Annotated in this window: 26 protein-coding genes; 12 read left to right on the top strand and 14 right to left on the bottom strand. The window is 72.1% G+C overall.

Going from position 1 to position 26,551, the window contains the following annotated elements:
* Window positions 1–199 precede the first annotated feature (199 nt).
* Both B4N89_RS17575 and B4N89_RS52630 read left to right on the top strand, forming a co-directional pair.
* The gene (locus B4N89_RS17575; protein WP_161500746.1) at window positions 200–1,111 is read left to right on the top strand and encodes a helix-turn-helix domain-containing protein; all 912 of its coding nucleotides are present in this window, start codon (window positions 200–202) and stop codon (window positions 1,109–1,111) included.
* A gap of 394 nt (window positions 1,112–1,505) precedes the next feature.
* Window positions 1,506–1,628, top strand: a complete 123-nt coding sequence (locus B4N89_RS52630) for a hypothetical protein (protein WP_020556480.1) — start codon at window positions 1,506–1,508, stop codon at window positions 1,626–1,628.
* A 105-nt stretch (window positions 1,629–1,733) separates the two neighbouring features.
* Here B4N89_RS52630 and B4N89_RS17570 read toward each other — a convergent pair whose 3' ends face one another.
* The 5 genes from B4N89_RS17570 to B4N89_RS17550 all read right to left on the bottom strand — a co-directional run bounded on the left by B4N89_RS17570 (window position 1,734) and on the right by B4N89_RS17550 (window position 6,982).
* Window positions 1,734–1,922 (bottom strand): DUF397 domain-containing protein, encoded by a 189-nt coding sequence (locus B4N89_RS17570; RefSeq protein WP_078976770.1) that lies wholly within the window; start codon window positions 1,920–1,922, stop codon window positions 1,734–1,736.
* A gap of 309 nt (window positions 1,923–2,231) precedes the next feature.
* Window positions 2,232–3,092, bottom strand: coding sequence for a hypothetical protein (locus B4N89_RS17565; protein WP_143657998.1), 861 nt, complete (start codon window positions 3,090–3,092; stop codon window positions 2,232–2,234).
* A 114-nt stretch (window positions 3,093–3,206) separates the two neighbouring features.
* Window positions 3,207–4,976, bottom strand: a complete 1,770-nt coding sequence (locus tag B4N89_RS17560; protein ID WP_078979427.1) for a serine/threonine protein kinase — start codon at window positions 4,974–4,976, stop codon at window positions 3,207–3,209.
* A gap of 188 nt (window positions 4,977–5,164) precedes the next feature.
* On the bottom strand, window positions 5,165–6,337 hold the full coding sequence (locus B4N89_RS17555; RefSeq protein WP_078976768.1) for a cytochrome P450: 1,173 nt from the start codon (window positions 6,335–6,337) through the stop codon (window positions 5,165–5,167).
* 18 nt (window positions 6,338–6,355) lie between these two features.
* Window positions 6,356–6,982 (bottom strand): TetR/AcrR family transcriptional regulator, encoded by a 627-nt coding sequence (locus B4N89_RS17550; RefSeq protein ID WP_078976767.1) that lies wholly within the window; start codon window positions 6,980–6,982, stop codon window positions 6,356–6,358.
* Window positions 6,983–7,194: 212 nt separating this feature from the next.
* On the opposite strand from B4N89_RS17550, the gene B4N89_RS17545 reads away from it, so the two are divergent.
* The 5 genes from B4N89_RS17545 to B4N89_RS17525 all read left to right on the top strand — a co-directional run bounded on the left by B4N89_RS17545 (window position 7,195) and on the right by B4N89_RS17525 (window position 13,121).
* Window positions 7,195–8,370 carry a CaiB/BaiF CoA transferase family protein gene (locus B4N89_RS17545; protein ID WP_078976766.1) on the top strand — a complete coding sequence of 392 codons (1,176 nt, stop codon included), beginning with the start codon at window positions 7,195–7,197 and terminating at the stop codon, window positions 8,368–8,370.
* A gap of 35 nt (window positions 8,371–8,405) precedes the next feature.
* Entirely contained in the window at window positions 8,406–9,110 is a 705-nt protein-coding gene (locus B4N89_RS17540; RefSeq protein WP_078976765.1) for a nitroreductase family protein, read from the top strand.
* Window positions 9,107–9,994, top strand: coding sequence for an SDR family oxidoreductase (locus B4N89_RS17535; RefSeq protein WP_235618668.1), 888 nt, complete (start codon window positions 9,107–9,109; stop codon window positions 9,992–9,994). The genes B4N89_RS17540 and B4N89_RS17535 overlap by 4 nt, the downstream gene beginning before the upstream one ends.
* A gap of 2 nt (window positions 9,995–9,996) precedes the next feature.
* Window positions 9,997–11,574, top strand: a complete 1,578-nt coding sequence (locus B4N89_RS17530; protein ID WP_078976764.1) for an acyl-CoA synthetase — start codon at window positions 9,997–9,999, stop codon at window positions 11,572–11,574.
* A gap of 932 nt (window positions 11,575–12,506) precedes the next feature.
* Entirely contained in the window at window positions 12,507–13,121 is a 615-nt protein-coding gene (locus B4N89_RS17525) for a DUF2797 domain-containing protein (protein WP_078976763.1), read from the top strand.
* A 32-nt stretch (window positions 13,122–13,153) separates the two neighbouring features.
* Here the strand turns inward: B4N89_RS17525 and B4N89_RS17520 are convergent, their stop codons facing one another.
* The gene (locus B4N89_RS17520; RefSeq protein ID WP_143657997.1) at window positions 13,154–14,335 is read right to left on the bottom strand and encodes a hypothetical protein; all 1,182 of its coding nucleotides are present in this window, start codon (window positions 14,333–14,335) and stop codon (window positions 13,154–13,156) included.
* 171 nt (window positions 14,336–14,506) lie between these two features.
* On the opposite strand from B4N89_RS17520, the gene B4N89_RS17515 reads away from it, so the two are divergent.
* A complete protein-coding gene (locus B4N89_RS17515) occupies window positions 14,507–15,379 on the top strand; it encodes a carboxymuconolactone decarboxylase family protein (protein ID WP_078976761.1) in 873 nt (290 codons plus the stop codon).
* Here the strand turns inward: B4N89_RS17515 and B4N89_RS17510 are convergent.
* Window positions 15,346–15,903, bottom strand: a complete 558-nt coding sequence (locus tag B4N89_RS17510) for a GNAT family N-acetyltransferase (RefSeq protein WP_161500745.1) — start codon at window positions 15,901–15,903, stop codon at window positions 15,346–15,348. The two genes, B4N89_RS17515 and B4N89_RS17510, sit on opposite strands and share 34 nt — an antisense overlap.
* A 190-nt stretch (window positions 15,904–16,093) precedes the next feature.
* Complete coding sequence (locus tag B4N89_RS17505; protein WP_078976759.1) at window positions 16,094–17,119, bottom strand: AraC family transcriptional regulator; 1,026 nt, start codon at window positions 17,117–17,119, stop codon at window positions 16,094–16,096.
* A 91-nt stretch (window positions 17,120–17,210) separates the two neighbouring features.
* Between B4N89_RS17505 and B4N89_RS17500 the strand changes: the two genes are divergently transcribed.
* The 3 genes from B4N89_RS17500 to B4N89_RS17490 are packed head-to-tail and all read left to right on the top strand — an operon-like array spanning window position 17,211 to window position 19,134.
* On the top strand, window positions 17,211–18,074 hold the full coding sequence (locus B4N89_RS17500; RefSeq protein WP_078976758.1) for an NAD(P)H-binding protein: 864 nt from the start codon (window positions 17,211–17,213) through the stop codon (window positions 18,072–18,074).
* Between the two features lie 2 nt (window positions 18,075–18,076).
* Window positions 18,077–18,556, top strand: coding sequence for a DUF1772 domain-containing protein (locus tag B4N89_RS17495; RefSeq protein WP_235618667.1), 480 nt, complete (start codon window positions 18,077–18,079; stop codon window positions 18,554–18,556).
* Between the two features lie 38 nt (window positions 18,557–18,594).
* Entirely contained in the window at window positions 18,595–19,134 is a 540-nt protein-coding gene (locus B4N89_RS17490) for a DUF1772 domain-containing protein (RefSeq protein WP_078976756.1), read from the top strand.
* A gap of 95 nt (window positions 19,135–19,229) precedes the next feature.
* Here B4N89_RS17490 and B4N89_RS17485 read toward each other — a convergent pair whose 3' ends face one another.
* Window positions 19,230–20,423 carry an RtcB family protein gene (locus B4N89_RS17485; protein WP_078976755.1) on the bottom strand — a complete coding sequence of 398 codons (1,194 nt, stop codon included), beginning with the start codon at window positions 20,421–20,423 and terminating at the stop codon, window positions 19,230–19,232.
* Between the two features lie 425 nt (window positions 20,424–20,848).
* Between B4N89_RS17485 and B4N89_RS17480 the strand changes: the two genes are divergently transcribed.
* On the top strand, window positions 20,849–21,067 hold the full coding sequence (locus B4N89_RS17480) for a hypothetical protein (RefSeq protein ID WP_078976754.1): 219 nt from the start codon (window positions 20,849–20,851) through the stop codon (window positions 21,065–21,067).
* A 21-nt stretch (window positions 21,068–21,088) separates the two neighbouring features.
* Here B4N89_RS17480 and purU read toward each other — a convergent pair whose 3' ends face one another.
* The 5 genes from purU to B4N89_RS17455 all read right to left on the bottom strand — a co-directional run bounded on the left by purU (window position 21,089) and on the right by B4N89_RS17455 (window position 26,506).
* Complete coding sequence (gene purU / locus B4N89_RS17475) at window positions 21,089–21,997, bottom strand: formyltetrahydrofolate deformylase (protein WP_078976753.1); 909 nt, start codon at window positions 21,995–21,997, stop codon at window positions 21,089–21,091.
* A gap of 112 nt (window positions 21,998–22,109) precedes the next feature.
* Window positions 22,110–22,556, bottom strand: coding sequence for an SCO4402 family protein (locus tag B4N89_RS17470; protein WP_078976752.1), 447 nt, complete (start codon window positions 22,554–22,556; stop codon window positions 22,110–22,112).
* A gap of 201 nt (window positions 22,557–22,757) precedes the next feature.
* The gene (locus B4N89_RS17465; protein WP_078976751.1) at window positions 22,758–23,600 is read right to left on the bottom strand and encodes a hypothetical protein; all 843 of its coding nucleotides are present in this window, start codon (window positions 23,598–23,600) and stop codon (window positions 22,758–22,760) included.
* A gap of 206 nt (window positions 23,601–23,806) precedes the next feature.
* Complete coding sequence (locus B4N89_RS17460; protein WP_078976750.1) at window positions 23,807–24,931, bottom strand: uroporphyrinogen-III synthase; 1,125 nt, start codon at window positions 24,929–24,931, stop codon at window positions 23,807–23,809.
* A gap of 186 nt (window positions 24,932–25,117) precedes the next feature.
* Entirely contained in the window at window positions 25,118–26,506 is a 1,389-nt protein-coding gene (locus tag B4N89_RS17455; protein WP_078976749.1) for a hypothetical protein, read from the bottom strand.
* Window positions 26,507–26,551: the final 45 nt, after the last annotated feature.

Raw genomic sequence — 26,551 nt, 5'->3', positions numbered from 1 at the left:
CCCCTTGTGCGGACATCCCCCGGATCCGGCGCCGCGTCGACCGACCAGGCGCCGGATCCGCGTGCTTCGGACCTCGGTGAGGGCTTGTCGCGTCGGCCGATTCGACGCGATGCTGTTCTCCGGGTGGCATTTGTGCACCACCCGTTCTGCGCCCTCGCTGGATGCGAGATCGCTGCCGACAACCTTTGGGGGGCGGCCGATGGGTACACGGGACCCGATGTTCCAGGGACGCAGGCTCCGCGCCCTGCTGCGGCAGACGCGCGAGGCCTGCGGTTACATCCAAAGGGACGTTGCGCTGGAGATGGATTGGTCGCTCTCCAAGCTGATCCGGATCGAAACCGGTCAGGTCAACATCTCGACCACCGACCTCAAGGCCCTGCTCCAGCACTACGGTGTGGTGGAGCCGGCCCGAGTCGCCGAGTTCATCGACATGGCGAGGGCGTCGAAGCAACGCAGTTGGTGGTACGCCTACCGGAACATCCTCACCGCGGAGGCGAAGGTCTTCCTCGGCTACGAGTCCTCGGCCACGGTCATCCGCAACTTCGAACCGATCCTGGTCCCGGGCCTGTTGCAGACCGAGGAGTACTCGCGCGAGGTGCTCCGGGTGATGACGCCGGCCGGTCCCGCGCTGGACGAGAACGTCGCCCTGCGGATGGACCGGCAGGAGCGGCTGATGCGCCCGGACGGACCCACACTGCACTTCATCGTCGACGAGAGCGTGATGCATCGCGCGGTCGGCAGCCCGGCGGTCATGCGGAACCAGATCCGCCGCATCCGCAAGTACGCGGAGTGGCCCAACATCACGATCCGCGTGGTGCCGTTCGAGTCCGGGTTGTACCACCGGGCCCGCATCGCCTACCAGCTCATGGAGTTCCCCGACCTCGAGGACGAGGCGGTGCTGTTCATCGAAACGCCCTCCGGCAACATCGTCATCCGCGAGGGCAACCCGGAGGATCCGCCGACCGTTTCCCCGCTCTCCTACCTGGAGACGTTCTGGGGCCTCGAACAACTCGCGTCGCGAGAGCAGGCGCCGGCGATGCTGGACGCCGCGCTCGAACGCTTCGCACCGGGCTCGACCCCGCCGCCCACCGGCATCGATCCCCCCGAGTAGGGGTGTACCGGGCGTTGTGGCAGCAGGCCGGCCGACAGCACGCGCGCAGCCAGGACGCGAGTTGATTACATGCCAAGAGCCACTTGGCTGATTGCACATCCCTGCGCATAATGACAGGTACGTATCCGTTGCTCGATGTCGATGAGCAGCACGGTTTCGCAGCGGCCACTGCGAGGCTTCGAACGAGTTGTCCCGAGGTCAGTTTTTATGACTTCTCGGGACAACTCGTTCTTTTTTGCGTGGGACCACGCATAGCAGACTCGACTCACTCTGGCGAAAGCGGACATCCGCATGCACAATCACAGATGAGGGCAACAACGCCGTCCTCCCCGCCCTTGCACGGTACACACCGTCGAAACGAAAGGACGCCTGATCGGGGAAAGGAGGTGAACTCGTGCAGGACGACTTCGAGAGGATGCTCCGCGTGATCTTTCTGCTGGTAGCCGTGGCCGCGGTGACAGCGGGAGCGCTTTATTACACGCTCCGGGCCGCCGGACTGCTCACCCTCATCGGGTAACGGATACCAAACCCGTCCTCGGGCCCTGCGCCCATATCAATCGCGGCCTGCCGAACGGCAGGCCGCCTCACGTATCGGCGCGCACAGTCGCCGGGAGCAACCGGATCAGTTCGCCGAACGACCGGTTGCATGCAGAAACGAACCCCAGGACCGGGCCCCGAACGCCAGCCGCGACACCGGCGCCTTCGAGTCCCTGACCTCGACCTCGTCCCGGTGCCTGGCCTCGACACAGTTCACGTCCGCGCTCTTGGTGCTCTTGCGCCATGCGCTTCCCAGCGGCTCGAACTCCGCCATGCATTGCCTCCGAAAAGAGCCGATGAGAATAGGTGAGCCGGCAGCCGGATGATTCCGTGCAGGGTGATTCCATGCAGGGTGGACACCTCTGCGGGTTGACCGACTTCGAGGGCGCGCGCACAGCTTAGCGCCTGTTGTCGGCCACGGCGTTGCATACCCCCTGGGCCGTACGCGTGAAATCCGGCCGGCGCGCGAGTGGCGAATAGCCAGGTGTCGGATTGCCGTGTCGCTCACCCGTTCGCAGCATTCGACGACCGGGCTCGCCTATTGCCCGCGGTATTGGCCGGCGAAAGGCTGGAATTCGGAACATCAGGGCCCGGACCCGGGCTTTCCCAGCCGTTTCCGGAGGGTGTCGACCAACAGGAGGAACCCGTCCGTGGGCGGCGCCTTCGCCGGACCGATGGTCGTCTCCTGCGCCACCGCCACCACCGGGCCGTTGCGCACGACGCCGAAGTCCGCGTACTGGTCCTCGCCGCTGACCAGGCCCTGGATCCGCCAGGCGGAGCCGTCCGCGTTCAGCGCCGTGATCCGCAACGTGCCGTCGGCCATCGCGTTGGGTCGGTTGCTCGCGGGGCAGGGCCCGGCGAGCCCGCCGGTGAAGTCGGCCACCGCCGCCACGGCGGTGCGCTCGTCCGGGTAGCGGACCAGCCGCACCAGGCCGCCGCCCTGTCCGTCGTGCCGGTACAGCCGCTCCTCGGTCTGTACCGCGCCGAGGCCGGCGATCGTCTCGGAGGTACACGGGCCCAGTTCCTCGCCCATCGCCTCCCGGGTCTCCACCACCCGCCAGTTGTCGTAGATCCCGGCCACGGCCGGGAACTCCTGGGCGGTCGGGTAGAACGTCTCGCTCAACGTCGTGGGCGGGCCGACCGACGTCACCGCCGGGGACGGGGGCATGCTCGGGGTCACGGCCGCCTGTTCCCGGTGCGTCGGCTTCGCGTCGTCGCCGCCGAATCCGGTGCTCGCCAGGGTCACCCCACCCGCGACCACCACCAGCGAGGCGACTCCGGCCAGGACCCGGTTGCGCAGCCGCCGGCGGCGCACCACCCGGTGGATCCCGGCGACGGGCGGCAGCGGCACCTGCGGGGCGAGGTCGACCACGAGTTCGCGAAAACGCTCGTCGAGCACGTCGGCGCCGTGCTCGTCGTCCGCGTTCTCAGGGCTGTGCCGCATGTCCGAACTCGCCATCCCCCACTCGACCGGGCATTACCGGCCCGACGGCCGTTCCGCATTCGACAGGTGTCCAGTTTGACGCATGGGTCGGGAACGATGGTTCCCGGCCGGGGGTCAGCCCTTCTTCGTCAGTTGTCCCTTGGAGGACGAGGTCCACGGGCTGTCACCGGGTGACTCGTAGGACAAGGTGGTCGGCGTCAGCTGTTTGACGAAGACGCGACCGTCCACACAGCCCTGGTTGCGGGTCAGATGGCTGGTCAGTTCGACGCCCTTGTCCGCGGACACCGACAGCAGTTCCAGGTCGGCGTCGCAGTCGGCCGGGGGGCCGCCCACCGGTGTGCCGGTCAACTTGGTGACGCCGACCTTCCTGTCCCCCACCTTGCCGCCGGTCAGCGTGACGACGATCTGCGTGACACTGCCGTAGTCCGAGGTCGTGCTGCCGGTCCAGGTGCCGTAGTAGGACACCGGGACGGTGTCCGTCGTGGAGCCGGGCGACACCCTGCCGGGGGACGAGGGGTTCGGGGACGCCTGCCCCGAGGAGGACGGGCTCGGCGACGACTCCGACGCGGACGACGGCCCCGAACCGGACTCGCGTGCGGCCGCCGGCGTGTCCTTGTCGCCACCCCCGTGCCACAGCAGCGCCGCCGTGGTGCCGCCGGCGAGCAGCAGCACGACGACGAGCGCGTACACCCACGGGGCGCTCCGGCGCGAGTGCTTCGGCGACGGCGTACGGTCGGGCACGTACGTCTCGGGCGCCCCGGGGAGCGCGGACGCATTCGGAGACCGTGGGATCGCGGGCTGTGCTGCCGGCGCTGCCGGCACCGGGGACGGGGACGGCGGCGGGAGCCCCGGCGGAGGGTACGCCGCACCGGTCGGCTCCGCCGGGCCGTCCGTCCCCTCGGTCGGCTCCGCCGGCGCCCCCGCCGGCCGGTCGTCCCACGTGGGCGACCCGCTGCCGGTCGCCACGAATCCGCCCGCGTCCTGCGGCCCGTCCTCGTCCAGTTCCAGGAGTTCGACCGCGCGGCGGGACAGCGCGGTGGTCAGGTCCGCCGGCAGCCAGTTCCCCGCGACCAGTTCACCGGTTCCCGCCGGCGCCAACGCCGCCAGCACCTCGGCCGGGGCCGGCCGGGATCCGGCGTGCTTGGTCAGGCACGCCGCGACCACCTCGCGCAACCACCCCGGCAGGTCGTCCAGGCGCGGCTCCTGGGCCACGATCCGGTACATCAGCGCCTGACCGCTGCCTTCGCCGAACGGCCCGGCACCGGTCGCCGCGAACACCAGGACCGAGCCGAGCGAGAACACGTCGCTGGCCGGCCCGATGTCGCGCCCGTCGACCTGCTCCGGCGACATGAAGCCCGGCGAGCCGACGGTGTGCCCGGTCCGGGTGAGCACCGAGGCGTCCATCGCGCGCGAGATGCCGAAGTCGATCACGCGCGGCCCGTCCAGGGACAGCAGCACGTTCGACGGTTTGATGTCGCGGTGCACCAGGCCCGCCGCGTGGATCGCGGTCAGCGCCTCGGCCAGGCCCGCGCCCAGCGTGCGTAAGGTCTCCTCGGGCAGCGGCCCGCGGCCCGACACCGCCTCGTACACGCTGGGTCCGGCCACGTAGCCGGTGACCACCCAGGGCGTGTCCGCCTCGGTGTCCGCGTCCAGGACCGGCGCGGTCCACGCGCCGCCGACCCGTCGCGCGGCGTCCACCTCGCGCCGGAAGCGCTCGCGAAATCCCGGGTCGTCGGCCCACTCGGAGCGCACCACCTTGATCGCGACCACCCGGCCGCCCGGGTTGCGGCCGAGGTAGACCCGGCCCATTCCGCCCGCCCCCAGCACGCGAAGCACTCGATATCCGCCGATCCGCCGCGGATCCGCGGGTTCGAGCCGTTTCACGGCGCCCCCCTCGTCGTCCGGCAGTTGGCCCGAGAATACGCGGGTGTCCACTTTGCGCGGGCGAATCACGAGCGGTCCGGCCCGGATCCGAGGTGCTTCCCTCGCACCGGGACCCGGACCGACCCCGGGCCGGAGCGGGGGCAAAAGGCGCGACGACGGCCGGGCCGGGGAGGCGGGCCGCCGTCGGCTCAGTACTCCACGTGCAGCTCGACCAGCCCCCGGATGAACGACGACGGCCCGTGCGCGAGCGTGGCGCCGGGCGCCAACCGCAGGTCCGGCAGGCGCCGCAGCAGTTCCTCGAAGGCCACCCGGATCTCCAGCCTGGCCAGCGAGGATCCGAGGCAGAAGTGCGGTCCGCTTCCGAAGGCGATGTGCGGGTTGGGCGAGCGGAAGGCGTCGAAGCGCTCCGGGTCGGCGAACACCTCGGCGTCCCGGTTGGCCGCCCCGTAGAGCATCATCACCGTCGAGTCGGCCGGGATCACCGTCCCGTGCAGCTCCACCTCACGTGTCGTGTGCCGGGCCATGTTGACCACCGGCGACACCCAGCGCAGCGACTCCTCCACGGCGGTGGGGATCAGCGCCGGGTCCTCGCGCAATCGGGACAGTTGCCCGGGGTGGGCGAGCAGTGCGGCGATGCCGCCGGATATCACGTTGCGGGTGGTCTCGTTGCCGCCGACGAGCAGCAGCAGGGACTCGCCGATCAGTTCCTCGAAGGACAACTTCCCGCCGTCGATCTCGGCGTCGACCAGGATCCCGATCAGGTCGTCGGAGGGGGTCTTGCGCCGGTCCTCGATCACCTGGGTCGTGTAGGCGACGTATTCGGTGAACGCCTCGCCGGCCTTGTGGCTGAGTTCGCCGCCGTCGGAGAGCATCACCATCACGTCGGCCCAGTGCTGGAGTTGGTCGCGGTGTTCGGCGCCGACGCCGAGCAGTTCGCCGATCAGCGTCATCGGCAGCGGCGCGGAGAAGGCGCGGACCAACTCCGCGCTGCGCCCGCCGGCGAGCATCGCGTCGATCAGCGAGGTCACGATGTCCCGGACGTGGTCCTCCATCGCGGCGATCTGCCGGGGCGTGAAGCCCTTCGAGACCAGCTTGCGGCGGCGGTAGTGCAGCGGGTCGTCGGAGTCGATCATCGACGGCTGCGGGTAGCCGAGCGGGCGCGAGCCCTTGGCCGAGGAGAACAGTTCCGGGTTGCGCTCGGCCCAGGACAGGTCGGCGTGCCGGGACAGTCCCCAGACGCCGGCGCGTTCGCTGTAGTACACCGGCGCGTGCTCGCGCAGCCACGCGTAGTCGGCGTAGGGGTCACCGGCGTACCAGTCCCGGTCGAGCAGATGGATGTCGCGGATCGCGGGAGTCGTCACGGCAGGCCTCCGGGGTGATCACGTGTCGAGCGGTACGAACAGGCGGACGGCGGTGCGCATCAGGTCCTGGACCTCGTCGAGTGCGCGACCGCGGGCGGTGAGGCTGACCAGACCGGAGAGCAGGACGTGGCCGAGCACCGTCTCGATGTCGTGCCGTCGGGCCGCCACGGCGCCGTCCGCGTCCTCGCCGGGCTCGCCGAAGGCCAGGCCGGTGATCCGGTGGATGCTCTGGTGGAAGTTCTCCTGGGACTGTCCGGCGGACGGGTCCGGCGCGGTCGCGGCCTGCACCACCGCCTCGGTCAGCAGGCGGTTCTCCGCGCTGACCTCGACGATCCGACACAGCAGCGCGGCCAGTCGCCCGGCCGGGTCCGCGGGCAGCGGTCGACGGGCGAGTTCGTCGGACAACTCGCCGATCCACAGCGCCGAAACCTCGCTGAGCAGGTGGTTCTTCGAGGTGAAGTAGCGGTACACGGTGGCCCGCGCCACCCCCGCGCGGTCGGCGACGTCATGCATCGTCACCGCGGCGTAGCCCCCTTCCAGGGCGAGATCGCACGCGGCGCGCACCAGTCGCTCGCGCCGCGCCTGCTGGTCGCGGGTGAGCGATCTGGTGAGGGTGATCGTCGATTCGGTACGGGGTTCGGCCACCGGTGAGCCTGTCCTGTGGGAGTCGTGCACGCGGGTCGGGCGGGATGTTCGCGGGCGGTCGGATCGGGTGCCGACTCGTTCCGCGGCGATCTTGCCCACGGATGAGACGGAAGTCTAGTCTGACGTCTCGTCAGATCCACTGAGAACGTGTTCCAGTAATTTCCGGGCCCGTTTCGGACCCGCTTCCGCATGCGATCGACGCCGGAGCCGCCGTGACCGCCACCGCAGGACCGCTCGCGGGAATCCGCGTCGTGGAGTTCGTCGGCCTCGGGCCGGGCCCGTTCTGCGGCATGTTGCTCGCCGATCTCGGCGCCGACGTGTTGCGGATCGACCGCGCCGCCGAGGCCCGCAAGGGCTACGCCAAGCCGCCGCGCAACCCGATGAACCGGGGCAAACACTCGATCGCGCTCGACCTCAAGCACCCGGACGGCGTCGCCTTGGCGCTGCGGTTGTGCGCGGACGCCGACGCGCTGATCGAGCCGTTCCGGCCGGGCGTGATGGAGCGCCTGGGCCTGGGCCCGGACGTGGTCGCCGCGGCCAATCCGCGGCTGGTGTACGGCCGGCTCACCGGCTGGGGACAGACCGGCCCGCTCGCGTCCGCCGCCGGGCACGACATCGACTACATCGCGCTGGCCGGGATGCTGGAGCCGATCGGCCGGGCCGGGCAACCGCCGAGCATTCCGCTCAATCTGGTCGGCGACTTCGGCGGCGGCGGAATGCTGCTCGCGTTCGGCCTGGTCGCCGCGCTGGTCGAGGCCGGCCGTTCGGGGCGGGGGCAGGTGGTGGACGCGGCGATGATCGACGGCGCCGCGACGCTCGGCGCGACCTGGTTCACCATGGGCGCCGCCGGCATGCTCGGTCCGCGCGGCACCAACATGCTCGACGGCGGCGCGCCGTTCTACGACGTGTACGCGACCGAGGACGGGGCCTACATCGCGGTCGGCGCGATCGAGCCGAGGTTCTGGGCCGAGTTGATCCACCGGCTCGGATTGGCCGAGGACCCCGTGTTCGCCGACCTCTCCCGGCAACACGATCCGGCGCACTGGCCCGCGATGAAGGCCCGGCTCGCCGAGGTGTTCGCGACCCGGACCCGGGACGCGTGGTGCGCGCTCCTGGAGGGGACCGAGACCTGCTTCGCGCCCGTGCTCTCGCCCGGCGAGGCGCCGGCCCACCCGCACCACGTGGCCCGCGGCACGTTCCTGCACGCCGACGGTCTGCCCGAACCGGCTCCCGCGCCGAGGTTCTCCCGCACCGCCGCCGCCGTGCCCGCCCGCCCGGTGCACCCGGGCCCGGCCGCCGCCGGTGGCGACACCGATGCCGCGCTCGCCGCGTGGGGCCTGTCCCCGACCGAGGTCGAGCGCTTCCGGAACGCCGGCGCGGTCGTCTGACGCCGCATCACCACCCAGTACAGGTAAGGGATTTCATGGAACTACACGAGGCGCTGTACAGCACTCGCGCGATGCGCCGGGTGGCCCCGGACACGATCCCGACAACGGTCCAGGCCCGGATCCTGGACGCGGCCGTGCGCGCGCCCAGCGGCGGCAACGCCCAGGCCTGGCGCTTCCTCCTGGTGGACGACCCGGGCGTCAAGGGCCGGCTCGGACCGCTGTACCGGGAGGCGATGGACGCGCTGTGGACGACCGTGTACGCGCCGCGCGTGGCCGCCGCCGAGGCGGATCCGGACAGCGCGGAAAGCCGGTCGTTCGTCCGGATGCGCCGCTCCTCGCAGTGGCTCGCGGACAACTTCGAGCAGGTTCCGCTGTTCCTGTTCGGCTTCGCCCGGCACGACCCCACCGGCGGCTCGATCTTCCCGGCGGTGTGGAGCGCGATGCTGGCGGCGCGCGCCGAAGGGGTGGGCGGCGCGCTGACGGCGGTGCTCGGGATCGCGCACCGCGACGCCGTGGCGGAGGTACTGGGCGTGCCGGGCGGCGAGGGCTGGCACATGGCGTGCTGCGTGTCGTTCGGCTACCCGACGGGCACGTGGGGCATCGCACCGCGCACCCCGGCGCACGAGGTGGCCTATCGCAACACGTGGGGCGAGCCGGTCGGCTTCGAGGTGCCCGCACCGCTGTGGCCCGCGGCGGGCGCGGCGTACACCCCCACCGACGTGGAAGGAGCCGGCCGATGAGCGCGGAGAGTGCGGTGGGCGCGGAGGGCGCGGTGACACGTGCCGAGCCGCCGCTGCGGGGTTCGGTGGCGCTGGTGACGGGCGGTGGCAGCGGGATCGGGCTCGGCTGTGCGCAGCGGTTCGCCGCCGACGGGGCGCACGTGCTGATCGCCGGCCGCAGCGAGGACCGACTGCGCGGCGCGGTGGCCGAACTGGAGAAGGTGGCCGCGGCCGGCGCGCGCGTCGGGTACGCGGTGACCGATGTGACCGACGAGGCGCAGGTCGAGGCGGCGGTGGCGGCGGCGGCCGAACTGGGCCCGCTGCGCGCGGTGTTGGCCTCCGCCGGGGGCAACTCGACGATGGGTCCGCTGACCCGGATCGACACCGCCAAGTGGCGTGAGACGGTCGAGTTGAACCTGACCGGCACGATGCTCGTGCTCAAGCACACGGCCCGGCTGATGGCGGCGGCCGGCGGCGGCTCGTTCGTGGCCATCTCCTCGATCGCCTCCGCCGTCACGCACCGCTGGTTCGGCGCGTACGGGGTGAGCAAGGCCGGCATCGACCACCTGGTCCGGCTCGCGGCCGACGAACTCGGCGCGAGCGGCGTGCGGGTGAACGGCATCCTGCCCGGCCTGGTGGCCACCGACATGGTCGGCGCGGTCACCGCCGGCGGCCCGGTGCTGGACGACTACCTCGCCTGCACCCCGCTGGAGCGGGTCGGCCGGGTCGAGGACATCGCCGCGCTCGCGGCGTTCCTGGTGGGCCCCGAGTCGACCTGGATCACCGGCCAGAACATCAACGTGGACGGCGGCCACCACCTGCGCCGCGGCCCCGACTTCCGGACCTTCCTGGAGCCGGTCTTCGGTGCGGACGGCCTGCGCGGCATCGTCGCGGAAGGGAACTGACAATGACCCAGCGGGTGTTCAACCTGGCCGACCTCTTCGAGGTGGTGGTCGACGCGTGTCCGGACCGGCTCGCGCTGGTCGCGGGCGAGGTACGGCTGACCTATCGCGAACTGGACGAGCGGGCCAACCGGGCCGCACACGCCTTCGCCTCGGCGGGTCTGCCGGTGGGCGCGCACATCGGCATCTACTCGCGCAACCGGGCCGAGTGGATGGAGGCGATGATCGGCGCGTTCAAGGCGCGGATGGTGCCGATCAACATCAACTTCCGCTACGTGGAAGAGGAACTGCGCTACATCGTGGACAACGCCGACCTGGCGGCCCTGGTCGTCGAGCGCGGCTATCTGCCCAAGGTCGCCGCGGTGCGGGCCGACGCACCCGCGCTCGGGCCGGTGTTCGTGCTGGCCGACGAGAACGACGACCGGCTCGACGCCACGATCGACTACGAGGCGGCGCTCGCGGCCGAGAGCGCCGACCGCGACTTCGGGCCGCGCTCCCCCGACGACCGCTACATGGTCTACACCGGCGGCACGACCGGCTTCCCCAAGGGCGTCGAATGGCGTGCGCACGACATCTTCTGCGCGGCGATGGGCGGCGGGAACTTCGGCGGCGAGCCGATCGCCGACCCCGAACTGCTCGCCGAGAAGGCCGGGGGCGCGCCGCTGGTGCAGATGCTGACCACGCCGCTGATGCACGGCAACGGCCAGTGGATCACCTGGATCACCTTGTTCGGGGCGGGCACCGCGGTCCTGTGGACCGGTCCGCGCTACGACCCGGCCGAGATCCTGCGCACCGTCGCCCGCGAGGGGTGCGTGACGATGATGCTGGTCGGCGACGCGATGGCCCGCCCGATCGCGGACGAGTTGGAGAGCGGCGCGTACGCCGTCGACACGCTCAAGGTGATCGGCTCCGGCGGCGCCCTGCTCTCCCCCACGGTCAAGGCCCAACTCACCCGGCTGATCCCCGGCTTGTACATCGCCGACAGCTTCGGCGCCTCGGAGTTCGGCGCGGGCGGTTCGCAGACCCCCGGCGGCCGATTCCCGATGAAGCCGAAGACCGCGATCCTGGGTGAGGACCTGCGCCCGGTGGGGGTGGGCGAGACCGGACGCATCGCCCGCACCGGCCACATCCCGCTCGGCTACTACAAGGACCCGGTCAAGACCGCCGACACCTTCCACGTCGACCCGGACGGCGTGCGCTGGGTGATCCCCGGCGACTACGCCCGCGTCGAGGACGACGGCGACGTAACCCTGCTCGGCCGCGGCTCGGTATGCATCAACACCGGCGGCGAAAAGGTCTTCCCCGAAGAGGTCGAGGGCGTCCTCAAGGCCCACCCGGCAATCTACGACGCGGTGGTGGTCGGCCTCCCCGACCCGAGATTCGGCGAACGAGTCACCGCGGTGGTCTCCCTACGCCCGGCGCACACCCTAACCCTGACAGAACTCACCAATCACACCCAAACCCACCTGGCCGGCTACAAAACCCCCCGCAACCTGGTGGTAGTCCCAGAAATCCCCCGCACCCCAGCCGGCAAACCGGACTACCGCTGGGCCAAATCCACAGCCCAAACAACAACCCCCTAACCCCACCAGCCCATCCAGCGCCCGAGAACAAGCAGCCCGCAGGCCGGCCCCGAAACCACCGGGCACCGGCCAAACCACCACCAAGGCACCCAGGCACCCAACCCAACCAAAGCCAGCCCGTCCGGCGCATGAGGACAGCGGCCCGCAGGCCGGCCCGGAGCCACCGGCCACCGGTCGAGCCACCACCAAAGCACCCAACCCAACCAACCCCAGCCCGTCCGGCGCTTGAGGACAAGCAGGCCGCAGGCCGCCCCGGAGCCACCAACGCACCACGCAACCACACCGCGCCCCGAACCCTCCCAGCCCGTCCGGCGCATGAGGACAGCGGGCCGCAGGCCGGCCCGGAGCCACCGGGCACCGGGCACCGGGCAGGCCACCACCAAAGCACCCAACCCAACCAACCCCAGCCCGTCCGGCGCTTGAGGACAAGCGGGCCGCAGGCCGGCCCGGAGCCACCAATGCACCACGCAACCACACCGCGCCCCGAACCCACCCAGCCCATCCGGCGCATGAGGACAGGCGGGCCGCAGGCCGGCCCGGAGCCACCAACGCACCACGCAACCACACCGCGCCCCGACCCCACCCAGCCCATCCGGCGCATGAGGACCCGCCCCCTGCGCCTTCGCGTATCGTGTGGCGATGACCGTCCCCCACCAGCGAACCGGCCTACTCGCCACCGGCATCCACTGGCACGACGGCCGCGCCCACCTCGCCCTGACCGGCCCCGGCGACGAACAGTCCCATCAACCGCTGCCCCTCGGCACCCCCGCCGGCTGGCGCCTGACCGGCCCCCGCACCTGCGTCGGCATCCGCCGCAAGTCCGGCCGCACCCCCTGCCCCACCCTCGCCCCGCTGCCCGCGACCGCCCCCGCTCGCAGTGCGAGGCGTGCGCGCTCGCCGACCCCGGCCGCAAACTCGCGCGCGACCAGGCGATGGACGACCCGCGCCCGTTCTCGCTCTACCTCGCCTGGTTCGGCCCCGGCCTGGTCAAGGTCGGCCTCACCGCCACCGAACGCCGCGCGGCACGCCTCGCCGACCAGGGTGCGCCGATGTTCACCTGGCTCGGCCACGGCCCGCTGATCCCGGTTCGCGGCACCGAACGCCGGTGCTCCGCCACGGGCACCGTCCGCGAACGTATCCCCCACCGCGCCAAGACCACCGCCTGGTGGCGCCCGCGCGAGCTGGACTCCCCGGCCGAACTGACCGCCGCCCACGCCCGGTTGTCCCCTCTGCTCCCGGACACGATGACCCCCGCCCCGTGCGACGTGCAGGACCTGAGCCGCTTCTACGGCCTGACCGACGCCCCGCCGCCGACCCGGGACCAGGTCACCGGCCTCACCGAAAACGCGCTGCTCTACGGCGAGTTGACCTGCGTCGCGGGCCACGACGCACTGATCACCACGGACACCGGCCCGCTGTTCGTGGACCTGCGCCTGCTCACCGGATGGCACCTCACCCCGGCCCGCGGCGCCCCCTCCGGCCTCACCCTCAAACCCCTGGACACCGGCCGCGCACCGGACGGCTCGATCCAGGAGGGCCTGTTCTAGACCGCCCCGCCGACACCCGACCCCCGACACCGTCAGACCCGGCTCACCCGACCACACTCCCCCGGCACCCCGTCCTCGATGGGCTTGCTGCGGTCGTACGGGTCGACCGTCTTCGACGTACCCGAGGGCCCCGCCGAGTCGTCGTCCGGGAACTCCGGCCGCACGAAGCCGTCCAGGCGCGTGCACGAGCTGTTCGCGGCGTCGAACCCGACGCTCGCCGGCGCGATCCGGCCGCGCGGCGTCGCCTGATAGCGGGGGCCGCGATACACCTTCGTCTCCAGCACCCGGCGCACCACCGAGCGGGTCACCGTCGCGTCGGCCCCGCTGCCGACCTTGGCCACCGGGTAGACGAACGAGTAGTCGGCGTGCACCGTCAGGGTGCCCTCGCCGTCGACGTCGTAGCTCGTGATGCCGTTGACCTTGACCACCCCGCCGACCTGCTCGATCTCCCTGGGATCGAACCTGGTCACCCACGAGACCGGGTTGTCCGGTTCCCAGCGGTTCGCCCGCAGCGCCTCCTCGATCCGTGCGACCTCACCGACGGCCGGATCCAGGAGCGCGAGATAGCCGGCCGGACGCCCGCCCGCGAGCACGTCGCGGTCCAGGTTGCCGGCGATCAGCAGCCGCCGGGTCAGGTCCAGCGCCTCGGTGACCTCGGCCGCGCTGTACCCGGGCACCTTCTTGACCTCGGGCAGCGTCAGGCCCGCCTCGTTGTCCGCGTAGTTCACGGCCGGCGAGCCCGCGAACGGATTCTTCCGGGTGGGCCGGTCCGGATCGACACCCCGGCGACCCCCCGCCGAGGGCACCGAGGTGGCCACCCCGCTGACCGCCGGCTGCACCATCGGATCATCGGACGCGCCCGTGTTCGACGTGCCGAACCAGCCGAACACCCGGTCCGGCGCGGCGGCGAAGGCCACGAGCGCGAGCACCGCGACGGTCAACAGGACGGTCCTCCACCGGCGCCGACGCGGCGGGCGGCTCGGCCCGTCGGCCCGCCACGGGGTGTGCTGCGGCGGCTCGTTCGCCCACTTCCGGGCGAGCATGCGCGCCCGCGCGGACCCCTCGGTCGTGGTGGCGCCCCGGACGAAGTCCTCGTCGAACACGTACCCGGCGAACGGGTCGTTCGGGTCGGCCCCACCCGACCCGGCCCCCGCCTGTCCATCCATCCGGTCGCGGCCGTCGCCTGCGTCCCGGTTCCCCCTCTGATCAGACATCGGAGCAAGATATCCGCGCCAACCGACAGGTCCGGGCGCATGTGACCCGGATCATGGTTTGCCGCCGAAACGGCATCTCGCGGACACGGAGCATTGTCGGCACGGACACCTGAACCGGACACATGTGCGCGCCTTGACTTTGAGTTCACTCCAACTCGTAGGCTCCCGATCATGAACAGCACGGGAAACACCACCGCCACCCTCGCCGGCCCGAACGACCGCTACGAGCGCGGCCTGGCCGTCCTTCGGCAGGTCGCCGGCCCCGAGCAGTCGACGGTGCTCGACGGCTTCGCCGAGATCGCGCCGGACCTGACCCGGTTCGTCGTCGAGTTCGGCTACGGGGACGTCTACACACGGCCCGGACTGACGCTGCGCGAGCGGCAGTTGGCCACCGTCGCCGGGCTTGCCGCGCTCGGCAACGCGGCGCCGCAGTTGCGCTTCCACCTGGCCGGCGCGCTCAACGTCGGCTGCACGCGGCGCGAGATCGTGGAGACGCTGATCCACGTCTGCCTCTACGCCGGCTTCCCGGCAGCCCTCAACGGACTGGGCGTGGCACGCGAGGTGTTCGAGGCGTACCCGGACACCGTGTCCGAGGAGGCCGAGGTCGCCACCGAGGGGCCGGACGCCGCCGAGGCCACCGCCGACCGCTACCGGCGCGGGTTGACCGCGCTCACCGAGATCGACGGGCACGCCGGCGAGCAGGTGATCGCCTCGCTCGAGGACATCGCCCCCGATCTGGGCCGCTACGTCATCGAGTTCGCCTTCGGCGACGTCTACTCGCGCACCGGCCTGGACCTGCGCACCCGCGAACTCGCCACGGTCGCGATGTGCACCGCGCTCGGCACGGTCGCGCCGCAACTCGCGGTGCACATCCACGGTCTGCTCAACGTCGGGGGCACCGAGGAGGAGGTGGTCGAGACGATCACCCAGATGGTCGGCTACGCCGGCTTCCCCGCCGCGCTCAACGGCATCGCCGTCGCCCGCACGGTGTTCGCCGAGCGGGCCGCCGGTCAGGCGTCGACCGTCTCCGCGACCGAGTCCTGACGAGGCAGCAGGTACACGTCCCGGCCCTCCACGTCGACGAACGCGTCGCTCGGGCGGAAACCGACCCGGCGGGCCAGGGCCGGCGACGGCACGTTGTCCGCGTCGATCAGCGCGAAGATCGGCATCGTCGGCAGCGTACGCCGGGCCAGCGCCACGGTGACGTCGACCGCCTCCCGGGCCAGGCCCCGACCCCACGCGACCGGCGAGAAGCGGTAGTAGAGGTTGAACACCGGGACCCCGTCGGGACGCAGCCGCCGGGTCAACCGGGTCCCGGCGAAGCCGAACACCTCGCCCGGGCGCTCGCGTGGCGCGACCGCGCAATAGCCGATCCCGTCCCGCTCCCAGTCCTCGATCATCGTCCGGAGGAACTCGACGCCCGCCTCGGCCGACGGCATCGGCCCCGTCGGGTTGTAGCGGTTGGTCTCGGGATCACCGTGCACGGCGAAAACCGCCGCCGCGTCGTCGGGGTGGGGCCGGGTCAGGACCAGTCGTTCGGTCTCGGCGACCGTGATGCGAGTCGTCACGCGCGTGCCGTTCGGTTCGTTCGATGTGCGATACGAGTGCCTGTACAGCGGAGTTCGTACCCGCCCAGCCTGATCAGCCGATCACCCGATCGGAGGCACGGGCCGCGGGTCGCCGTCGGGCCTGGGCCGCAGACCCGGTATCGGTCCGCCGAGGCCGCGTCGGGCGGCGGCGCGCTGTTCCGGCCGCGCTTCACCGGGGCGGCGACGCCGGATCGGCGGGGGTGGCCCGCCCCTCCTCGGCCCGCTGGTGGCGCGATCCGTCGATGCCCACCCCCTCGCGGCGCAGGGCCCGGGTGCGGTGTTCGCGCGGGCTCATCCCCCGAACCCGCTTGAACGCGGTGCTGAGCGCGAACGCGTCGCCGTAGCCCACCTTTTCCGCGACCGCCCCGACCGTGGCCTCCGGTTGACACAGCAGGTCCGCGGCCAGCGAGAGCCGCCAGGCGGTGAGGAAGGCCATCGGCGGCTCGCCGATCAGTTCGCTGAACCGCCGCGCCAGCGCGGCCCGGGAGACTCCGGCCGACGCGGCCAACGACGCGACCGTCCAAGGCTGTTCGGGGTTGTTGTAGATCAGGCACAACACGTGGCCGATCACCGGGTCGCGGTAGCCGCGGTACCAGCCCGGCGCGTCCGTCCCGGAACGGGCGAACCACGAGCGCAACATCGCGATCAGCAGCAGGTCGAGGAGCCGGTCCAGGACCGCCTCCTGGCCCGCCTCGTCCTTGACGATCTCGGTGGCCAGGAGCGGGATCACCGGGCAGTCCACGTCGTCCGCCCGGATCACCGCCAGGGCGGGCAGCGCCTCCAGGAGCGAACGGCTGACCTCGCCGGCCAGTTGGTAGGTCCCGGTCAGCATGATCGTCTCGGCGTCGGCGTTGTTGCCCCATGTACGCACGCCGAGCGCCATCTCCTTGGCCAGGTCCCGCCCCTCGGGGGTGGTGCAGCGCTGGCCGGGATGGATGATGATCTGCGGCTGTGTGTCCGGCTCGTCGGAGACCCGGTAGTGGTCGGGCCCGCGCACGATCGCCACGTCGCCGGCGGTCAGTCGCTGCGACTCGCCGCGGTCCAGCGCGATCCACGCGTGGCCGCGCACCACCGCCACGACGGTCAGCGGCGCCTCGTCGTGGATGCGCATGGACCACGGCGCGGTGAGCATCGAACGCAGCAGGAAGGCGCCCTGCGCCCGGGGTCCGTTGAGCAGGCTCGCGAGAGCATCCATGCCCGAATCCTAGCGAAGATCGAGACGATCAAACATGTTATTGGGCGCTTCAGCGATGTTCACTCTCACCGCAAGGCCCTTGAATAGAGCCATGACGACGAACGAGCAGCACCTCGCGAACACCGCCGGCACCGACTACACCACCACGCTGGTGGTGGGCGGAACCGGCAAGACCGGCCGCCGGATCGCCGCCAAACTGATCGAGCGGGGCCGCACGGTCCGCCTCGGTTCGCGCTCCGCGCCGATCCCCTTCGACTGGACCGACCGCACCACGTGGGCCCCGGCGCTGCGCGACGTCGAGAAGGTGTACATCTCCTACCAGCCGGACATCGCCACCCCCGGCGGCGCGGACACGGTCGGCGCGTTCGCCGACCTCGCGGCCGAAAGCGGCGTGCGGCACCTGGTCCTGCTGTCCGGCCGGGGCGAGCCCGAGGCGCAGGACGCCGAGGCCCGGGTGCGTGCCTCCGGCGCCCACTGGACCGTCGTGCGGGCCTCCTTCTTCGCCCAGAACTTCGACGAGGGCGAGTTCCTCGGCCCGCTCCTGGAGGGCGAGTTGGCGCTGCCCGTGGGAGCGGTGGGCGAGCCGTTCATCGACGTGGAGGACATCGCCGACGTCGCGGTCGCCGCGCTCACCGAGGACGGGCACACCGGGCAGGTGTACGAGGTGACCGGGCCGCGACTGCTGACCTTCGCCGACGCGGTGGCCGAGATCGCCCGCGCGTCCGGCCGCGAGATCGGCTATGTCCAGGTGCCCCTGGAGGCGTACTGCGCGGCGCTGACCGAGCACGGGGTTCCCGCCGAGGTCGTCGACCTCCTCGCCTTCCTGTTCGGCGAGGTCCTCGACGGACGCAACGCGCACGTCGCCGACGGGGTGCGCCGCGCGCTCGGCCGCGACCCCCGCGACTTCTCCGACTACGTGCGCGACGCCGCCGCCCGCGGTGTCTGGAAGGTGTGACCATGAGCGGCCCCCTGTTCGTCCTGACCCTGGTCACGGCCGTCGGCTGCGCCACGATGGGCGGAGTCTTCTACGGCTTCTCCTCCTTCGTGATGGCCGGTCTGGGCCGGCTCCCGGCGAACCAGGGGGCCGCGGCCATGCGTGCGCTCAACGTCGAGGCCCCGAAGCCGCCCCTGATGATCGGCCTGCTGGGCACCTCCCTGCTCTGCGCGGGTCTGGGCGTGACCGCGCTCGTCTCCTGGGACGGGGCGTACTCCGGCTACCTGATCGCCGGCGCGCTGTGCTACCTGATCGGCCCGCTCGGGCTGACCGCCGGCTACCACGTGCCGCGCAACGACGCGCTGGACCGGGTCGAGCCGAACTCGCGGGCGGAGGAGCGCCTTTGGGCCACGTTCTCGACCGAGTGGACCCGGGCGAACCACCTGCGCGCACTGGGCGGCATCGCCGCCGCGGTCTGTCTGATCCTGTCCCTCACCCGCTGACCTCTCGACACCGCCCATCCGAAAACGGGGACCCCGGCATGACTCGGCCATCCACGCACTCGTCCACACCATCGACCCGCACCGCCGCCATCGTGCTGGGCGCGACCCTGGTCACCACCGGCCTCGTCGCCGGCGTCTACTTCTGCTTCGCGGTCGCGATCATGCCGGGCCTGGCCCACGTCGACGACCGCACCTTCATCGACTTCCTCCAGCAGGTCAACAGGAGCATCGAGAACCCGGTCTTCTTCTCCTGCTTCTTCGGCGCCCCGGTCCTGGGCGTCGTCTCCATCGTGCGGACCCGAAAGCTCGGCACCCCCGAGGCCGCCCGCTGGATCATCGCCGGCGTCGCCCTGGCCTTCGTCGGCATGCTGATCACCATGGGCGGCAACATCCCGCTCAACAACAAGATCGACGACGCCGGCGACCCCGCGAAGATCGCCGACCCGGCCAAGCTCCGCGAAGACGTCGAAAACACCTGGATAGCCTGGAACATAGCCCGCACCTTGTTCACCACCGCCGCCCTGGCCACCCTCACCAGAGCCACCCACCTCTTCGCCCGCACCACCCGCACCACCTGAGCCCATCCGCCGCACGCCGAAGGCCCGCCCGATCCCGGGCGGGCCTTCGGCCGTCTCGCGCTCCGTCTCTCACCTCACGGCGGCGGACCCGGGTCTCAGCCCTTGACGCAGACCACCTGACGCAGTTCCGCGACCACCTCGACCAGATCCTGCTGCTGCCGCATGACATGCTCGATCTTCTTGTACGCGCCCGGGATCTCGTCCACGACGCCGGAGTCCTTGCGGCACTCGACGCCCTCGGTCTGCGCGGCGAGGTCGGCGACGGTGAACCGCTTCTTGGCCGCGTTGCGGCTCATCCGGCGACCGGCGCCGTGCGACGCGGAGTTGAACGCGGCCTCGTTGCCCAGACCGCGGACGATGTAGGAGCGCGTGCCCATCGACCCCGGGATGATGCCGAGGTCGCCGGCCCCCGCGCGGATCGCGCCCTTACGGGTCACCAGCAGGTCCACCCCGTCGTACGTCTCCTCCGAGACGTAGTTGTGGTGGCAGCTGATCGTCTCCTCGAAGGTCACCCGCGCCTTGCGGAACTCGCGCCGGATCACCTCCTGGTACAGGGCCATCATGATCGCCCGGTTCCGCGCCGCGTACTCCTGCGCCCAGTACAGGTCGGAGCGGTACGCCGCCATCTCCGGGGTGTCGCTCACGAACACCGCGAGGTCGCGGTCGACGATGCCCTGGTTGTGCGGCAGCGACCTGGCCACCGACATGTGGTGGTCGGCCAGTTCCTTGCCGATGTTGCGCGAGCCCGAGTGCAGCATGAGCCATACAGAATCGGATGTATCGACACAAAGCTCTACAAAGTGGTTTCCTCCGCCAAGCGAGCCCATCTGCTTCGCGGCCCGGTCCCGACGGAACTTCACCGCGTCCGCGACGTCGTCGAAGCGCCCCCAGAAGTCGGCCCAGCCGGCCGACCCGAGGCCGTACAGCCTGCTCGGGTCAACCTCCTCGCCGTGCATCCCCATCCCGACCGGAATGGCCCGCTCGATCTCGGACCGCACCCGGGACAGGTCGTCGGGCAGGTCGGCGGCGGTGAGCGAGGTCTTCACCGCGCTCATCCCGCAGCCGATGTCCACGCCGACCGCTGCCGGGCAGACGGCGTCGCGCATGGCGATGACCGAGCCGACCGTGGCGCCGCGGCCGTAGTGCACGTCGGGCATCACGGCGAGGCCGTGCAGCCACGGCAGGGTGGTGATGTTGCGGAGCTGCTCCATGGCCTGGCTCTCGACCGCGGCCGGGTCGGTCCACATGCGAATCGGTACCCGGGTGCCGGGGACCTCGGTGTACGACATGGGTGGGTCACTCTCCTGAGTGGATGGTGGTCGAACGTGAGCACGGCGGCTCGAAGTCTCGGGTGGCCGCCCCGGCGCACGCCGGGTAGTGGGCCCGGGTGCGCCACGGGGCAGCCGGTGGCGGGGACCGCAGGGTTGGCGACTGCGGGACCCGCGGAGCGGGAACGAAGCAGGGGTTACACGCGGCGGGCCGAGGCGCCCCTGGCGGGGCGTCGGCCGAAGTCACGGAACCGCACCGGCTCGCTCCTCTCCCTACGGGACAGGACACACGGAGGCCCCGTCGTTGGCTCGGCCTCCATCAAGCCACGGCAACGCCGCACCCCGCAAAGGGTTTTCCGGCGTGGGCGGCGAGCCCCGCGCACGCCCCCGGGACACACCGCGCGCCGCTGTGACACCCGCCCCGGGCGGGCGTACATTCCCGATGCATGTTCGTCGTCGGGGTAGCCGCGTGGATCACCGCCGTCGCCTGTGTCGTGTTCGGGCGCGATCGGCATCGGCAGCGGGTGCCTCCGGTGGTCCGCGACTTCGACGGCGACGGACCCTTGGAGCGCACCGAGTTCCCCCGACCCGCCCGGGCCGGGTGGATCGCCGGCGCCGCCGCGGCCCTGGTCGGCTCGGCGGCGTTCGTCCTCAGCGTCAGGTGAACCGCCCCGGGGCGGGCGGGGTCAGGTGAAGACGACCGTGCGGGTCCCGTTGAGCAACACGCGCCGCTCCGAGTGCCACTTGACCGCGCGCGCCAGCGCCTGACACTCCACGTCCCGACCGACCGCGACCAGCCCCGCCGGGGTGACCGCGTGGTCCACCCGCTCGACCTCCTGCTCGATGATCGGGCCCTCGTCCAGGTCGCCGGTGACGTAGTGCGCGGTCGCGCCGATCAGCTTCACCCCGCGCGCGTGCGCCTGGTGATACGGCTTCGCGCCCTTGAAGCTCGGCAGGAACGAGTGGTGGATGTTGATCGCGCGGCCCTCGAGCTGCTTGCACAGGTCGTTGGACAGGACCTGCATGTAGCGCGCCAGCACCACCAGTTCCACGTCGTGCTCGTGCACCAGCGCGAGCAGCCGCGCCTCCGCCTCGGGCTTGGTCTCGCGGGTGACCGGGATGTGGTGGAAGGGCACCCCGTACGAGCGGGACAACTCCTCGAAGTCGCGGTGGTTGGACACCACGCCGACGATCTCGATCGGCAGCGCGCCGATACTGCTCCGGAACAGCAGGTCGTTGAGGCAGTGCCCGAACTTGCTGACCATCACGAACACGCGCATCCGCGCGTCCCCGTCGTGGATCTGCCAGTCCATGTGGAAGGACGCGCCGACCGCCGTGAAGCCCGCCCGCAGCGCGTCCAACTCGACGCCCGGTTCGGCGGTGAAGTGCACGCGCATGAAGAACAGCCCGGTGTCGCGGTCGCCGAACTGCTGGCTGTCCACGATGTTGCAGCCGGTCATCATCAGGAAGCTGGCCACCGCGTGCACGATGCCGCGCTTGTCCGGACAGGACAGCGTGAGCACGTACTGGCCGGCGCCCGTCGACGCGTCGCCGGCGTCGGTGCCGTCGAGAGGCTGCTGGGTCTGCTCGGTCATGGACGCGCCCTTCTTTCCGATGTCTGCCCGGGTCCACCCACCGACCGCCGAGGTGCGCGGTGTCGACGTGGCGCGGCGGCCGGTCGTACAGGATCCCACGTCCGGTGCGGGCTCAGCGCCCACCGGTACGGATACGCAACACGGCGAGCGAGTCCGGCGGCGCGTCGGGGTCGTCCTCGTCCGCGCGCGCCAGCGCCACGTGCGCGGCGCGCGAGGCGGCGACCACGTCCGGCCAGCGCGGATGGGTCAGGTAGGCGGGCGCGGGGGCGTCCTCGCCGACGTCGTGCAGCACGCCCAGGATCTCCCGCACGGCGGCGTCCACCAGGGCGGCCTCCTCGGCGTCGGTGACCAGAGCGCCGATGTAGGTGGTCGCGGACCAGCGATCCAGCCAGGAGTCGCCCACCAGGCGATAGACGGCGTCGGTGATCGAGCCGTACTCCGGGCGGCCGGCCAGCCAGGACTCGCGCTGGAACGTCGGGTCGCCGAACATGTGCAGCGCGGAGCGGACCTGGGCCCGCCAACGCCACCACGGAACGGTGCTCTGGCGCATACCTGCCATCGTGGCGCCTCCTCCCCTGTCCCCGCTTCGGTTTCACCGATCCGATCCGGTCGCGTTCCGGATCCGATCCCGATCGGATCCGGTCGGGATCGCCCGGATCACCTCGAATCGCCACCGATCATGCCGCAGACCGGATCGATCCCGCCGGCGGGGCGACGGCCCGGCCGGCGGGATCGATCCGGTCCCCGCGGTCCGGCGCGGTCAGTCCACCACCTTGATGGTGATCAGCCCGCGCTCGTCGTCGAACACCCGCAGCGCGGCCACCGCGAAGCCCGGGTGGTCGCGCATCCAGTTCTGCGCGGCGAGCAGGATCCGGGCCGCGCTGTTGAAGACCTGCGCGGCCTCCGTCGAATAGTCCCCCGGCAGGTGCGAGGACAGGTCGGTGTCGATCGCGACCTCGTACTTGCCCTTGTGGTCCAGCGTGAGCCGCACCTGCTGGAGGTGCGCGCCCTCCGCGGTGGTGTGCAGCGCCGCCAGCATCGCGGCCCCGTAGTCGTCCGCGGCCGGCTTGCGGTCGTCCCGCTCGGCGCCGAGCCGGAAGTCGATCGCGTCGCGGTCCGAGTCCAGGATCTCGATCCCGCCCACCCACAAGGCCGGATGGTCCTCGGCCCACTGCGCGGTCTCGGTCAGCAGCTTGCCCGCCCGGTCCCGGACCAGTTCCTCGGCCTGCGTGTCCGAGCCGTTGCCCCGGACCAGGTCGGTTTCCAGCGTGACCTTGTAGACCTTGTACGAGCTGACCACCCGGACCTTGGTGACGTGGCCCCCGTGCACGGTGGTCCGCAGGTGGGTCAGCAGCTCGCTTCCGTATGCCCCCGACTCGGGGGTGTCGCCGGCGGCGGCGGGCGGCACGACCGGCGGCACCGTGGCGGGTGTGCCGGCCGGCGGCACGGTCGCGGGTGCGCCGTCCGCCGCGACGGTCCTCGGCGCGGGCGTGCCGATCCGCGCCGCGCTCGGTCCCGCGGTGGCGACCGTGTCGGCGACCTTGCCGGCGTCCGGTGATCCGGTACACGCCGCGGCTCCCGCCACGGTGGTGGCGAGAAGCACGACCGCGGACAGTCGTGTGCGCTTCCGTATGCGTATCAAGGTTCGTGTTCACCCCCTGTCACCCAGCCATGGTGCGGGTTGGTCCTCGGCTCCTACCAGGCGGGGGGTAGTGTGCGGAGGAAATATACCGCTTTGCCGGCGCCCCGACCGGCAGCTTTCGCCCATGACGGGCGCCTCGGTCGGGACGGGACGTGCCCGACCCGAGGTCAGGGATCCACGGCCAGGCGGTAGCCGCGCTTGGTGACGGTGAGGACCAGGTCCGCGTACGGTCCGAGCGCGGCGCGCAGTCGGGCGATCGCCGCCTCGACGGCGTGCTCGTCGGTCCCGGGGTCCGCCCACACCCGGCGCAGCAGTTCGGGCCGGCCGAGCACCCAGCCCGGTTTCTCGGCGAGGGCGCGCAACACGGCGCCCGGGACCGGGGGCAGCCAGATGGTCCGCCCGTCGACCAGGACCGCGTTGCCCTGGACGACCAGTCGCCGGGTGCCGGTGTCCAGCTCCCGGCGGGCCCGCGCGGGCAGCGCCTCGGCGATCGTGCGCACCAGCGAGCCGATCCGCCCGCGCTCGGGCCACACCGACTCGACGCCCACGTCGGCCAGCGGACGCGCGCACACCGGGCCGATGCACACCGGCAGTACATCGGCGCGCAGCGCGGCCAGCACCTCGGCGTGCCGGCCGGCCGCCGCCGCGGTCTCCAGGAACGCGCCGATGGCGGGCGCGCTGGTGAAGGCGAGCGCGTGCACCTCGTGCCGTACGGTCTGCTCGACCAGCCTGCGCACCGCGCCCGGATCGTCGGGCGGTCCCCAGCGGAACACCGGGATCTCCACCACCTCGGCGCCGCGTTCGCGCAGCCGGTCGGCGAAGCCCTGGGCCGGCGCGCCGTGCTCCTGGACGGCGATCCGCCGCCCGCGCAGGTCGCGCTCGAGCAGCCAGGCCAATACCTCGCCGCGCGAGTCCGAGCCGGGCGAGTAGACCTCGCGCAGCCCGCTCGCGCGCACCGCGGTGGTCGCCTTGGGCCCGCATCCGAGCACCACCGCGGCCCGACAGGCGCCGGCCAGCCGGGCGCCGCGCCCCCACCCCTCGGCGGCGCCGAACCAGCCGCGCCAGCCCACCCCGGTGGTGGCCACCACGTAGTCGAGTCGGCGGTCCAGGGCCCGCTCGGTGGCCCGGCGCAGGATCGGATCGTCGGCCGGCGAGACGATCCGCACGGTGGGCGCGTCCACCACCTTGGCGCCCAGGTCCCGGAGCAGCGCGGCGAGTTCGTCGCGGCGCCGGGCCGCGGTGACGCCGATGGTGAACCCGACCAGCGGCGCGGCCCCCGTGCCTGTCTCCATGGGGTGAGACTCGCCGACGTGTGTTACGTCCCTGTTGCCGGACGGTCACGCGGGAGTTAGCGCGTGGGTCGATGGGCGGGTCGGCGGGGCCTGCGCCGGTGCGAGCGGCCCACGCGGTCCGGGTCGCCGGCGCGGCGTGGCGGCGTGGCGGCGTGGCAGGCGCGGCGGGCCCGGCGTGGCGGGCGCTCAGAAGTCGCCGGCGCCGCGCTTGCCGAGGTTGTTGTCGGCCGCGATCGGGTTCCACAGGCCGACCACCTTGTTCTTGGCGGCGGTGGCCCGGCCGCCCGCGCGGTCGGCGGCGCGCTTGTGGTCGGTGTACTCCGCCTTGTGGTCCTTGCAGCCGCCGTGGGCCATCTCGGTTCCCCAGGCCGCGAGTTCGCGGTCGGACTCGGCGGAGGCGGTCCACGCCTCGCGCAGTCCGGCGACCAGGTCGGCGCCGCGGGTCAGCTTGTCGGTGTTCAGCTTGTCCAGGCCCGCGAGTTGCTCATCGCGCTGTAGGGCCGCCTCGTTGAGCGACTGCGCGCCGGCGGCGGGGTCGTCGCACTTCTGGATCTTCTGCACGGCCTGCGACACGACCTGTCGGGAGCCGGCCCCCGACTGGAGGAGGCGGTCCACGGCGGACGCCTGCGCGGCGCTCTCGTTCGCCTTGGCGGGCGGCGCCGAGGCCGACGGCGCCGCGCTCCCGGACGACTCCGGCTTCGGACCGGCCGTCGCGGCGGCGCCCTTGTCCGCCTTGTCGCCCTTGTCGTCGTCGCCGAACGCCCCACTGGCGAACACTCCGATCGCCGCGACCACCACGAGCGCCCCGACACCGGCGGCGATCAGCGGCGTCCGGTTGCGGCCCGGACCCGGGCCGGGGCCGCCGTGGTCGGCGGGCGGGACGGTACGCGGCCCGTACTGCGGGGCGGCCGGTTGCGGCGCGGCGTACCCGGCGGACTGCGCGGCGGGATACCCGCCGGACGGCGGCGCGGGCTGCCCCGAGTAGGCCGGGCGTATCGGCGGCGCGGGAATGCCCACCGGCCCCGTGCCGGCGGCCGGCGGGCCGGCCACCTCGTCCCGGAACAGGCTCACCTCGAACACCTGGGTGGGGTCGGCCGGCCCGGCCGGCTGCGGCCCGGTCCCGGGCGGCGCGAGGGGCGCGCCGACCGCGGCCCCGCTCGGCGGCGTATGCATCGGCCGCGGCGGCACCTGCCCGGGCGCGCCCGGCGGCTGCGGCTGCCCCGGCCCGGGCCGAAACAGCCCGTTCGAATCGTGCTGTTGCGGCGCCGGAGGCTGCTGCTGCCCCGCATACGACTGCTGCTCCGGATACGACTGCTGCCCCGGGTAGCCCTGCCGGCCCGGAAACGACTGCTGCCCCGCATACGGCTGCTGCTGCCCGGGATACGGCTGCTGCTGCCCCGGGTACGCCCCCTGCCCGTACTGCTCCGGCGGCCCCTGATCCGCGTAGTCGTCGAACCTCGGCAACACCTCGGTCTCGTCGCGCGGGAGTTCGAGCGGGCCGAAAGGCGACGGCCCCGGCTGCCCGCCGTTCGGACCGTGTCCGCCCGTGCCGCCGTCCGCTGCACCGGATCCCATGCCACCCACCCGTTCGTCGCCTCGAAGCCGTCGCACCGGGGCGTC

The sequence above is a fragment of the Embleya scabrispora genome (assembly GCF_002024165.1).
In the GTDB taxonomy this organism is placed as follows: Bacteria; Actinomycetota; Actinomycetes; order Streptomycetales; family Streptomycetaceae; genus Embleya; species Embleya scabrispora_A.
The sequence above is the reverse complement of the archived record's forward strand: the minus strand, read 5'-3'. Positions and strand labels throughout refer to the sequence as shown.